Below are 11,970 nucleotides of genomic sequence, written 5' to 3' on the forward strand. Positions count from 1 at the left end.
TCTATCCTTCTATTTCATCACCGTCATCATCGTTGTTACCTCCTCTGTTGCCCTTATTACGCTCCTTTGGTTGATTGAAACGATATACAAAGCCCATAGTTATTTGGCGCTGTCTCCATTGAAATTCACTGTCTGAAGTGAAGAACTCCGTTTCTGTAAAAGATGTTCTTTTTCTAGAGTTTAATAAGTCGCTTACATTAAGTGAAAGTGTTCCATTATCATTCAAAATATCTTTACTAAAGGCTAAGTTCAATGAGAATATACCTCCGTTTTCAGTTTGTGCCGTAGACGACGGTCCTCTGTAGAATGCATTAGTTTGCCAGTCTACTTTAGCTGGTAGTGAAACCTTTGAGCTAAATCTAGCAAACCAACTTGTATTTGTTGTGCCATAATCTACACCATTGAAATCTCCCTCAGTAGAAAACTGGAAAAAATTAAAGCTAGAATTTAAACGTAACCATTTTGCTGCGCTATATAATACACCTGCTTCAACACCTATTCTGTCATTTGTAAATAGGTTGATAGGTATAGATCTAATAATTTCAATACCATCTGTAGTGGTTTGACCTGTTTCTTCTTGAACACGCTCAAAAGAATCCGTTTCTCTTTGGTAGTATACAGAGGAAGTTAAAGTTATTTTATCCCACCTTTTTAAGTAACCTAAATCAAAAGCATTTGAAAATGCCGGGTTTAAGTTTGGATTACCTTGAAAAATATTTGTCCTACTTGATCTTGAAGGAAAAGGATTTACAAACCTTCCTCTTGGTCTATTTATTCTTCTATTATATCCCAAAGAGATATTTTCATTTTCAGCTAATTCGTAAATGAAATTTACTGTTGGGAACAAGCCTAGATAATTATTATCAAAATTAGCTTCTACATCAACGCCTAATTGTTCTTCTAGCTCACTACTGTCATATAAAGAAGATAGCTCACCTTTCAATTGGGTATTTTCTAATCTTAATCCCAATAAGAAAGAAAACTTTCCAAATTTGTTACCATACTGCGTGTATAATGCGTTTACATTTTCTGTATAAGTAAATAGGTTGGTAAGATCTTCATTAATATCAAACAAACCTGTTGCTTGGTTTAAGGAATCTAAACGATAGTCAGTGCCTGTTTCTTCAAAAGTTCCTCTGTAGCCAACTTCAAATTGAGCGTCACCCATTGGTAGTACATAATCAGCTTGAATTAAGTACTCGTTATCGGTTTCTTCTTCGTAAACATTTTCTAAAACAATTAAATCATCATTTGGTAATGTATTATTTTCTTGAATGATGTTGAATTTTTCTTCTTCTCCTTTAGAATATTGTAAGTCTACGGTTAGCTTTTGACCATCATCATCTAAATCGTTCACATAATTCAAAGAAAATTGATAGTTATTGTCATCTTCGCTTTCATCTTCACTTCTAAATGTTTCACTATCTAATGCATTGCTTATAAACCTTTGGTTTGTATTGGCGGTTTCATCTTCACTTTTAGAAGTTCTATAGAAAACACTACCGGTTATAGAAGATGACTCGGTCAAGAAATATTCTAAACCTAAATTTGTGTTGAATCCTTTTCTTAATCTATTGTATTCTCTGTCTTCAATAATTCTATCATAGGTGCCAGAAGAATAGGTGTTGTCATAAAATGCATTTCCTGGTGCGTCTCTATAGCTATAACCCGTAGTGTTGAATAAATTGAACTTATCTGTACGTAAATTTGCATTTACAGAAATACCACTATTAACAGGGTAACCTATAGTTGTGTTTACGGAGCCATTGAAACCAAGTGTTTTTTCTTTTTTAAGTACAATGTTCAATATACCAGCTGTACCTTCAGCATCATATCTTGCAGACGGACTTGTAATAACCTCAACTTTTTCAATAGCATCTGCGGGAAGTTGCGTAAGGGCATCGGTGGAACCAAAACCTGCTAATGCAGATGGTTTTCCGTTGATTAGGATTCTAACATTCTCATTACCTCTTAGACTTATAGCACCTTCAACATCTACATCAACAGATGGTACATTGTTTAAGGCATCTGTAATGGTTGCACCACTATTGGTTAAATCTTTACCAATATTGTATATCTTTTTGTCTAGCCGAACTTCTACCGTAGTTTTTTCACCAACTATTTCTACCGCCTCTAATTGAGCAACATCTAAAGCAAGTTTAATGGTGCCTAAATCTGTAGATTTTGTTAGGGTTTGATTGGGTAGTTTGTATGTTTTGTATGAAATGTATTCAATGGAGATGTTGTACTTGCCAGGAGTGGTTTCTACTTTGAAATTTCCGTCTATATCTGTTATACCACCTGTAATTTGATCTGGGTTGTTTACACTTTGTAGTACTAGTGTAGCATATTCTAAGGGAAGGTTATCATCTTTGTCCAGAACCTTTCCGCTAATGACAATTGGACCTCTTTCCCGGTCTCCTCCCGGTCTTTGACTATGTATATAATTGCTTGATAGTAATAGGAGTAGAAGTAAAGGGAAAAGTTGTTTCATTTAGTCGGATTTTGATTTCTTTCGTTTTTCTTTTTTCTTCTTTTTATTTTTCTTCAAAGTTTTTGAAACACCATCTTTTTGTAGTGCAACAAAAGCTTCATACTTCTCTAATGGCAAACCTGCTTTTAATTCTTCGTCTTGCCTTTTAGTAATATTCTCATATACTTCAGCCATTTTTTCTGGCGGTAGCTTTAATATCTGAGCTTCTATACGTTCTTGTACATATTTCTTTAAAACAGAACTTAATACTGCCTGTTCAAATTCATTAAGTGCAAGGGCTTCTGTAATTCTTGGCATTTCACCATCTACCAATTCTTCAGCAGTTTTAGGTTTTGGTGGCTCAGCAGGTGTTTGTGCCTGTGGTATAGAACTTCTTTGATTACCATAACCGTAACCGCCACGTGATCCATAACCGTTATTGCCATAACCGTACTGTGCGTAAATTTCAGAACTTCCTAATAGAATTAATAGCAATGCTAATACCTTTAGATTGCTACATTTTATTACTTTTTTCATGTGTTTAGATTATAAAGTTATACTAAGGTTTAACTGAAAATGGTTAATTGTTTGTTAAGATAATAAACCAATCAATTATAGCGAATTCTATTTTAATAATTGATCTATGTTAGAAGCCGGTCTACCAATGACCGCACTGTTGCCATTTATAACAATTGGTCTTTCAATTAATTTAGGGTATGTGATCATCGCTTCTAATACTTCTTCATCATTTAATGGTAAATGCTTGAATTTTTCTTTCCAGATTGCTTCTGACTTACGCACTAGATTAATGGGCTTAATGCCCAAACAGCTAATTACATTTCTTAACTCATCTTTTGTTGGTATGTCTTCTAAATACTTTACTACTTCAAATTTCTTGCCAGAATTTTCAAGTACTTTAAGCCCTTCTCTAGATTTACTACATCTAGAATTGTGATATATTTTAATCATAATTTGTATTCACGTTAAATGTTGATAACCCTACTTGATTTAAAAATAAGTAGGGATATCTATTTTATTCTTCATCTTTTTGTCCCATCATCATTAGATAGGCTTTAAGAAATTGGTCTATGTCCCCATCCATTACATTGTCAACGTTTCCTGTTTCTTGACCTGTTCTTACATCTTTTACCAATTTGTAAGGATGCATAACATAATTTCTGATTTGAGAACCCCATTCAATCTTCATCTTAGAGGATTCAATTTCTTGACGTGCCTCCATTTTTTTACGTAGCTCTATCTCGTACAATTGAGACTTTAGCATTTTCATAGCCGTGGCTCTATTGTCATGCTGACTTCTACTATCTGAACATGAAATTTGAATTCCGGTAGGGTGGTGGGTCAATTGAACTTTGGTTTCTACCTTATTTACATTTTGTCCACCAGCACCACTAGACCTTGCTGTGGTAATGGTTATATCTGCAGGATTCACATCTATCTCTATGCTATCATCCACTAAAGGATACACATATACAGATGCAAATGACGTATGTCTCTTTGCATTACTATCAAACGGAGAAATACGTACTAATCTATGTACACCGTTTTCACCTTTTAGCCAACCAAAAGCATATTCTCCATCAATTTCCAATGTAACGGTTTTAATACCGGCAACATCACCTTCTTGATAGTTGAGCTCTTTGATTTTATAACCGTTTTTTTCTGCCCACATCATATACATACGCATAAGCATTGCTGCCCAATCGCAGCTTTCTGTACCACCAGCTCCTGCGGTAATTTGAAGCACAGCTGGTAATTCATCACCTTCTTCAGAAAGCATGTTCTTAAATTCCATCTTCTCTAAAGTATTCAAAGCCTTTTCGTACTGGCTTTCAACTTCAGCTTCGGTAACTTCTCCTTCTTGCTGGAATTCAATGAGTACTTCTAGATCTGCAATTAGAACTTCTGCTGCATTATAATCATCTACCCATTGTTTTTTAGCCTGAATAAACTTCATATGTGCCTGGGCTTCTTGAGGATTGTCCCAAAAATCAGGTGCCAAGGTTTTTTCTTGCTCGTTTTCTATTTCAATTAATTTGGCATCAATGTCAAAGATACCTCCTTAACGCACCAAGGCGATCTATAAGACCTTTGTAGTGGTCTGTACTTACGTTCATATAATTATATTTTGGGTAAAAATAATACTCTTTTAAATAATGATTAGAGATATCTTGAGAATACTTATTGTTGGCTTTGAACAGTTACCGAGTGGGAGGTTTTATTTTGCCCGACCGTATGAATTATGCCTTTTAACGGTGCACAATCATTGTAGTCTTTTCCGTGAGATACTTTTATATGGTTGGTGTTTGCCAAAATATTATTTGTGGGGTCAAATCCTTTCCAGCCAATTGCAGGAATAAATGATTCTACCCAAGCATGCATTTGTGAATCACCAACAAAACCGCTTTCTTGATCAAGGTATCCAGAAACATATCTGGTGGGTACACCATTGGTTCTGGATAATGCACAAAATAGGTGGGCAAAATCTTGACAAACTCCTTTTTTCTTAGCAATGACATCTTTAAGTGGGGTACCTACTTCTGTTACGCCAGTGGTAAACTTAATGTACTTATAAATCCAATGATTAAGTGCTTCAAGATTATCAAAAATAGAGAGAGAATTGTTGAATTTAAACAACTGTTCTTGTAAACTTTCCAAAATTGTAAAAGAGGTTAATTTTAGAAAACGCTCATGGGTTATTTTAAAATTAAAATCCTGCAACTCTTTATATGCAATAGAAATATCAGGTTCTATATAGAAATTATAAGGGTCAACTTCTTCTTTTTTGAACTTAAACTTTGCCTCAAAAGAAATCTTTTTAAATTTCTTCTTTGGGTGTATGCGAAGGGTTTTAAAACCAAAGCCGTTAATAGATTCTTCAGTATAGGCAAATAAAGAGTTTTCAAACTCGATTTCGACCTCGTACTGACTTTCATTTTCAACGGGAATTATTAAAAATTGCCAATGTGCATCATACACCCAATCATCATAAACATTTTCCGCATTATAGGTAATCTCAAATTCTCTCGGCATAAGAGCAAATATACCTTATTTTAATGGTCTAATAGTTAAAAAATTCCTCGTCTACCTTGTCGCTTATGTCAACTAGACTTTTTAGAATATCTTCTATAAAAGATTTAATGTCTTCATCTATTTCTTCAATATATTTGAACTCATATTCTGATCTTACCCTACCAATTAAAAAGACGGTAGAATCTTTATTGTATCTCTTTTCTGGGTTAAGCATTTTTACATGTTGGTTCACCTGATTTAAAGAGTTCATTACGGATCTAGGGCAGTTAGGGTTTAGGATCAAAAACTCCAATGTCGAGATACTTGTTGGGGTCTTTTTGTAGAACCTGCGCATCATATCATAAGACTCTGCACATTTTAATAATGTTGTCCATTCAAAACTTTTTCTGAACCTTTCATTTTCACCATCTTGAGATAATAATGCATCATTATACTTTGCATTGATCATTCTAGTAATTTGAGTGGCTCGCTCAATGTTTATACCCATGGAAATGATAGCATAGGTTGCATCATGTAATAGCGTACCACGTATTTTCCCTCTTAGAATATCTGTCATTTCAGCCACATGAGTAGTAAATTCATGAAGTCCGTTTTTTACAAATACTTCTTTAGGGTAGTTGATTACAAAATGGTAAAATTTATTAATTGCTTCATACAGCTCTGTTGAAATTAGATCACGAGCACTATTGGCATTTTCTCTTGCAAATTTTATGTTGTTTATTATAGATGAGCTGTAATTTGGATCAAGCCCTATTTTATATAATACATCTTCTTCCTTCAGAAATTTATTAGGGTCCTTTTCAGGATCACCTACCATAAATAACATAGAACGCAATACAAATTGGCGATCTTGAGATTTTAGATTTGGTGCATCTAGTGAAGAGAAATAATTTACATTTAAATATCTTGCTACGTGTTCAGAACGTTCAATATAACGCCCCATCCAAAATAGATTATTGGCAACTCTTGCTAACATATAGTTTCTTTAGTTTTTTAATACCCAGGTATCCTTTGATCCCCCTCCTTGCGAAGAGTTTACAATTAAATTTCCTTTTTTTAATGCTACTCGTGTTAATCCGCCTTTTAAAACAAATTCTTTATCCTTGCCAAGTACAGTAAACGTTCTCAAATCTACGTGTCGTTGTTCAAAAGATTCTGTGTCATCTATATATGTTGGGTGAACAGATAAAGACATTATAGGCTGGGCAACATATTTTCTAGGGCTAGCCTTAACCTCGGCTTTTACTTTTTCAATTTCTTCTTTGGTGAGTTTGTTACCTATAGAAATACCGTAACCACCAGCTTCATCAACTGGTTTAATAACCAATTCATGTATATGTTCTAGTACATATTTTAATTCATCTGGTCTACTACAGTGGTAAGTGTGTACATTGTTTAAAATAGGTTCCTCGTCCAAGTAATATTTAATGATCTCTGGCATGTAAGTGTAAACGGCTTTATCATCTGCAACACCCGTACCTGGAGCATTAGCCAATGTTACATTCCCTTTTTTATAAGCAGCGAACAAACCAGGTACGCCAAGTACGGAATCCGGATTAAATTCTAAGGGGTCTATAAATTGATCATCTATTCTTCTATAGATCACATCAACCTTTTCTGGTCCCTTTATAGTTTTCATGTACACAAAATCATTTTCTACAAATAAGTCACGACCCTCTACCAATTCAACACCCATGGTTTTTGCTAGGTATGAATGTTCGTAAAATGCAGAATTGTACATACCTGGTGTAATGACAACTACATTAGGTATGTCAACCCCTTTAGGTTTAACCGATTCTAATAGTTCTAATAAGTTTTCGGCGTAGTTAGTAACGGTATGGGTTTGGTAATGGTTGAACACGCCAAATAGTGCTTTTTTCAATGCAGTTCGGTTACATATAACATAACTTACTCCTGAAGGACAACGAATGTTGTCTTCAAGTACATAATATTTACCATCATTATGTTTTATGACGTCTGTTCCTGAAATGTGATTGTAAATTCCACCGGGCGGATTTACACCATTCATTTGATCTAAGTAATTGGCAGAAGAGGTAATTAGTTCTATAGGTACTACTTTATCTTTAAGAATTTTTTTATCATGGTAAATATCCCAAAGAAATAAGTTTAAGGCTTTACTTCTTTGTATGGATCCACGTTCTATGATATCCCAGTCGACCGGGTCTATTATTCGAGGGAATAAATCGAAAGGAAAAATTTTTTCTTGTACATTATTATCACCATATACTTGAAAAGTAATTCCTTGATTGAAAAAAGAAGACTTGGCTTTGTTATTCAATGATACATAATCAATAATAGAATGTTCGCCATAAAGGTTAAATAGTTTTTGGTATACCTCCTTTATTTTTCCATTCTTATCATATATTTCATCATATAAATCTGGATTTCTTTGATAAGAAGAAAAAATTTGATTTTCAATGTTGGTCATATATATTCTTTTGTTAAAAGGTACATGATAAAAAGTAATAAACAAATGACATTTTTGTAATAATCGGTAGATTTTTTCTTTATTCTGTAATAATTCGACAGCATTTTTAACAACTACCGTATTTATAATTTAGTTGGCTGCTCTTGTTTTTCATTCGTAAGTTTTTCTATACTTTTAGAGAAAACTAATTGAAAATGAGAAAGAATTACGCACTACTGGTTGGGCTTGTATTACTATCTGTTAATATGTTATCTGCGCAGTTTAGTGATCAAAAGAAGAACTTTACTAAGTACGAGGGGCTTTATGATTTTTATTACGATGGAGATACTGATAAAATCTTTTTAGAGGTTGACAATTTAAATGAAGAGTTTTTATATGTCTACTCTTTAAGTAGTGGAATTGGTAGTAATGACATTGGTTTAGATCGAGGTCAATTAGGAGATGAGCAAGTAGTATTTTTTAAGAAAGCTGGGAACAAGCTATTGTTGGTACAGCCAAATATGAAATATAGGGCGATTACCGATAATGAATTAGAGCGCAAATCTGTTGAGCAGGCTTTTGCAAAATCAGTTTTATTCGGTTTTCCTATCATAGAGGAGAAGGGTGGTACGTATGTTATTGATATTACCGATTTTTTAATGCAAGATGCCCACGGTGTTTCTAATCGTTTAAAAAGAACAGAACAGGGTTCTTATAGCTTAGATAAATCTAAAAGTGCATTTGCTTTAGATAGAACCAAAGCATTTCCAAAGAATGTAGAGTTTGATGTTACCATGACTTTTAAAGGACAAGCAAAAGGAAGGTATATTAAAAGCGTAACGCCAAATGCAGATTTAATTACCGTTGCAGAGCATCATTCCTTTATTGAGCTGCCAGATGATAAATATGAAAAGCGCGTTTTTGATCCAAGGTCAGGATCATCTCCTTTTAATTATTATGATTATGCAACTCCTGTTGAATCTAATATTTTAAAGCAATTTATAAGAAGACACCGTTTAGAGAAAAAAGACCCTACTGCTGCAGTTAGTGAAGCGGTTGAGCCAATTATTTACTATTTAGATAATGGTACGCCAGAACCCGTACGTTCCGCACTTTTAGAAGGTGGTCGTTGGTGGAACCAGGCTTTTGAGGCAATTGGATATAAAGATGCCTTTCAATTAAAAATGTTACCAGATGATGCTGACCCCTTAGATGTTCGGTATAATGTAATACAATGGGTGCACCGATCTACAAGAGGGTGGAGCTATGGAAGTAGCATTACAGATCCAAGAACTGGCGAAATTATGAAAGGGCATGTAAGTTTAGGTAGCTTGAGAATACGTCAAGATTTTTTAATTGCTCAAACATTAATGAATAAACCTTTTGCTGAAAGAGATGACAATTACCAGCCAATGTTGGAAATGGCTATTGCTCGTATTCGTCAATTATCGGCTCATGAAATTGGACATACTTTAGGTTTTGCACATAATTATGCGGCAAGTACAACTGGTAAAGCTTCTGTGATGGATTATCCTCATCCGCAATTTACTTTAGTTGATGGTAAGGTAGATTTTTCTAAAGCTTATGAAGTAGGTATTGGAGATTGGGATAAAGTAACTGTTGCCTATTCTTATCAGAGCTTTAATGAAGGAAATAACGAGAAAGAGGAATTAAATAAGATTTTAGATAAAGCTAAAGCTGATGGACTACGTTACATTACCGATCAAGATGCACGTCCGCAGGGTAGTGCACATGTACTAGCTCATTTATGGGATAATGGTACAGATGTAAGTAAGGAGTTAGATGATATGCTTAAGTTGCGTAAAGTGGCTATCAATAATTTCTCTGTTGATAATATCCAAGATGGTACGCCATATTCTGTTTTAGAAGATGTTTTTGTTCCGTTATATTTCTTTCATAGATACCAAACTGAAGGTGTGGCAAAAGTTATAGGTGGATTAGAATATAATTATGCAGTGAAAGGTGACGGACAAGAAGTTGTTGCAATTGCAGATAAAGCGATGCAAGAGGAAGCATTAAAAAGTGTTTTGAAGACTTTAGATGCTAGTGAAATAGCAATACCTAAAGATAAACTTAGTTTGTTTCCTCCAAGATCTTTTGGAACACCTAGAACAAGAGAATCTATTAATGGTAAAACAGGGGTTTCTTTTGATGCATTGTCAGCTGTTGAAACTGTTTCTGATATGACATTGAAATTTTTGTTACATCCAGAGAAAGCGTCTAGACTTATTCAGCAAAAGTCAATTGATACGGATAATGTTGGTTTAGATGAGGTGTTAGATAAATTGATAGCATCAACTATTTATAAGAAACAGAAAGATGCTTACCTGAACGAAGCACAGACAATTATCAATTTTAGGGTATTGTTTCATGTCATGAACTTGGCAGGGCATACGAATGTGCATCCGCAGGTAAATGCTATAGCATCTCAAAAATTAAAAGAGTTGCGTACTCAATTTAATAAGGATTCAGGTTCAAATGCAATTAGTGCAGAAATGGTGAAAAGAATAAAAACATTTAGTGAGCATCCAGAATTATTCAAAGTGATACCTTCACCAAAGATTCCTGATGGTTCACCAATAGGAACAAGTTGTTTTCATTAATTCAATTTTACAGTTTTTATGCTAATTAATCTTATCAGTGATACGGTAACAAAGCCTACGCCAGGCATGTTAGATGCTATGATGTCTGCAGCGGTTGGTGACGATGTATTTAAAGAAGACCCCACAGTAAATGCTTTGGAAGAAAAAGCGGCCAAACTTTTTGGAATGGAATCTGCGTTGTTTTTTCCTAGTGGTACTATGACCAACCAGACAGCAATTAAATTACATACGCAGCCTGGTGAACAATTGATTTGTGATAAATATGCGCATATCTATAATTATGAGGGTGGGGGAGTAAGTTTTAATAGCGGTGTTTCTTGTAGGTTGGTAGATGGTGACAGGGGTACAATGACAGCTACACAGGTAGAAGCTGCAATTAATCCTCCGGATTTTTATCATAGTCCGTTGTCTTCTCTAGTATGTGTAGAGAATACTGCGAATAAAGGAGGTGGTACTTGTTGGGATTTTCAAGAATTACAGAAAATCAAAAAAGTCTGTGATGAACATAAGTTAGGTTACCATTTAGACGGAGCCCGTTTATGGAATGCTATGGTAGAAAAGAATGAGACTGCATTGCAATATGGTCAACTTTTCGATACTATTAGTGTTTGTTTAAGCAAAGGTTTGGGTTGCCCGGTAGGTTCTTTGTTGATTGGAACTAAAGAGCATATGGATAAAGCGCTACGTATTCGTAAGATTTTTGGTGGTGGTATGCGCCAGTCAGGTTTTTTGGCTGCTGCAGCAATATATGCCTTAGATAATAATTTTGACAGATTAGTTGAAGATCATAAAAAGGCAAAAGAAATAGGAAAAGCCTTAGCCGCAAAATCTTTTATTAAAAAGGTAGAGCCTATAGAGACCAATATTGTCATTTTTGAGATAGATGAAGCTTTTATGACCAGTGAACAATTTGTAAATACCTTAAAAGATAAAGACATTTTGATTATAGGAATGGGTCAAGGAAAGTTAAGAATGGTTACCCATTTAGATTATACAGATGACATGCACAACGAATTATTAAATCAATTAAAATCTATTTAATACCTATATCTAAGCTGTTAGATATGTTTAAAATGCCATTTTCCATACCGGCTTCAGAGGAATAAAGTCCGCTGGAGCCAATTATTTTTCCTTTAGAATTTTTTAATTCGACTAAAAATTTACCATCGGTATTTGTTCTGCGTTCAAACAATTTACCATTGGTGTTCTTCAGTAATTTAATATCATTTAAAGTGCTATCTATTTCGTTCTCAGTATTAAACGATACGCTCTTCAATAATGTGTTACCGTTATCAGACTTTAATATAAACTGATAAAACCCATCTTCTTTTTTGTCAATCTTAATCATATCACTAAAGATAAATAATATTTTCTCTGCTTTTTAGTGACTTTTT

The 11,970-nt window shown here is 34.3% G+C and carries 10 protein-coding genes; 2 read left to right on the plus strand and 8 right to left on the minus strand.

The features are described from left to right. Window position 1: 1 nt before the first annotated feature. From UH1x_RS16595 to UH1x_RS16625, 7 genes are all read right to left on the minus strand, one after another. Complete coding sequence (locus tag UH1x_RS16595; RefSeq protein WP_482623100.1) at window positions 2–2,494, minus strand: TonB-dependent receptor; 2,493 nt, start codon at window positions 2,492–2,494, stop codon at window positions 2–4. Next, window positions 2,495–3,010 (minus strand): hypothetical protein, encoded by a 516-nt coding sequence (locus UH1x_RS16600; RefSeq protein ID WP_051941757.1) that lies wholly within the window; start codon window positions 3,008–3,010, stop codon window positions 2,495–2,497. An 87-nt stretch (window positions 3,011–3,097) separates the two neighbouring features. Further along, on the minus strand, window positions 3,098–3,442 hold the full coding sequence (gene arsC / locus UH1x_RS16605; protein ID WP_036153680.1) for an arsenate reductase (glutaredoxin): 345 nt from the start codon (window positions 3,440–3,442) through the stop codon (window positions 3,098–3,100). 64 nt (window positions 3,443–3,506) lie between these two features. Beyond that, window positions 3,507–4,608 (minus strand): peptide chain release factor 2 gene (prfB, locus tag UH1x_RS16610; RefSeq protein WP_482623101.1). Its coding sequence is split into 2 segments (ribosomal slippage): window positions 3,507–4,541 and window positions 4,543–4,608, totalling 1,101 coding nucleotides; the frame shifts between segments, so codons are not numbered across the junction. A gap of 64 nt (window positions 4,609–4,672) precedes the next feature. Continuing rightward, window positions 4,673–5,524 (minus strand): transglutaminase-like domain-containing protein, encoded by an 852-nt coding sequence (locus UH1x_RS16615; RefSeq protein WP_482623102.1) that lies wholly within the window; start codon window positions 5,522–5,524, stop codon window positions 4,673–4,675. A 28-nt stretch (window positions 5,525–5,552) separates the two neighbouring features. Continuing rightward, window positions 5,553–6,500 carry an alpha-E domain-containing protein gene (locus UH1x_RS16620; RefSeq protein WP_036153684.1) on the minus strand — a complete coding sequence of 316 codons (948 nt, stop codon included), beginning with the start codon at window positions 6,498–6,500 and terminating at the stop codon, window positions 5,553–5,555. 9 nt (window positions 6,501–6,509) lie between these two features. Continuing rightward, window positions 6,510–7,973 carry a circularly permuted type 2 ATP-grasp protein gene (locus tag UH1x_RS16625; RefSeq protein WP_482623103.1) on the minus strand — a complete coding sequence of 488 codons (1,464 nt, stop codon included), beginning with the start codon at window positions 7,971–7,973 and terminating at the stop codon, window positions 6,510–6,512. A 194-nt stretch (window positions 7,974–8,167) separates the two neighbouring features. Here UH1x_RS16625 and UH1x_RS16630 point away from each other — a divergent pair, with 194 nt between their 5' ends. Together UH1x_RS16630 and UH1x_RS16635 are read left to right on the plus strand one after the other, a co-directional pair. After that, window positions 8,168–10,576: a zinc-dependent metalloprotease gene (locus UH1x_RS16630; protein WP_482623104.1), complete on the plus strand. Its 2,409-nt coding sequence runs from the start codon at window positions 8,168–8,170 to the stop codon at window positions 10,574–10,576. Between the two features lie 18 nt (window positions 10,577–10,594). Continuing rightward, window positions 10,595–11,617, plus strand: coding sequence for a threonine aldolase family protein (locus UH1x_RS16635; protein ID WP_482623105.1), 1,023 nt, complete (start codon window positions 10,595–10,597; stop codon window positions 11,615–11,617). On the opposite strand, the gene UH1x_RS16640 is transcribed toward UH1x_RS16635, so the two are convergent. Further along, window positions 11,610–11,924, minus strand: a complete 315-nt coding sequence (locus UH1x_RS16640) for a YegP family protein (RefSeq protein ID WP_482623106.1) — start codon at window positions 11,922–11,924, stop codon at window positions 11,610–11,612. The genes UH1x_RS16635 and UH1x_RS16640 overlap by 8 nt on opposite strands. Window positions 11,925–11,970 lie beyond the last annotated feature (46 nt).

The sequence above is a fragment of the Maribacter sp. UH1 genome, assembly GCF_056839145.1.

Bases quoted from the DNA above. Each gene is read 5' to 3' on its own strand.
- UH1x_RS16595 (WP_482623100.1), bottom strand. From the start codon at position 2,494: ATGAAACAACTTTTCCCTTTACTTCTACTCCTATTACTATCAAGCAAT.
- UH1x_RS16600 (WP_051941757.1), bottom strand. From the start codon at position 3,010: ATGAAAAAAGTAATAAAATGTAGCAATCTAAAGGTATTAGCATTGCTA.
- arsC (WP_036153680.1), bottom strand. From the start codon at position 3,442: ATGATTAAAATATATCACAATTCTAGATGTAGTAAATCTAGAGAAGGG.
- UH1x_RS16615 (WP_482623102.1), bottom strand. From the start codon at position 5,524: ATGCCGAGAGAATTTGAGATTACCTATAATGCGGAAAATGTTTATGAT.
- UH1x_RS16620 (WP_036153684.1), bottom strand. From the start codon at position 6,500: ATGTTAGCAAGAGTTGCCAATAATCTATTTTGGATGGGGCGTTATATT.
- UH1x_RS16625 (WP_482623103.1), bottom strand. From the start codon at position 7,973: ATGACCAACATTGAAAATCAAATTTTTTCTTCTTATCAAAGAAATCCA.
- UH1x_RS16630 (WP_482623104.1), top strand. From the start codon at position 8,168: ATGAGAAAGAATTACGCACTACTGGTTGGGCTTGTATTACTATCTGTT.
- UH1x_RS16635 (WP_482623105.1), top strand. From the start codon at position 10,595: ATGCTAATTAATCTTATCAGTGATACGGTAACAAAGCCTACGCCAGGC.
- UH1x_RS16640 (WP_482623106.1), bottom strand. From the start codon at position 11,924: ATGATTAAGATTGACAAAAAAGAAGATGGGTTTTATCAGTTTATATTA.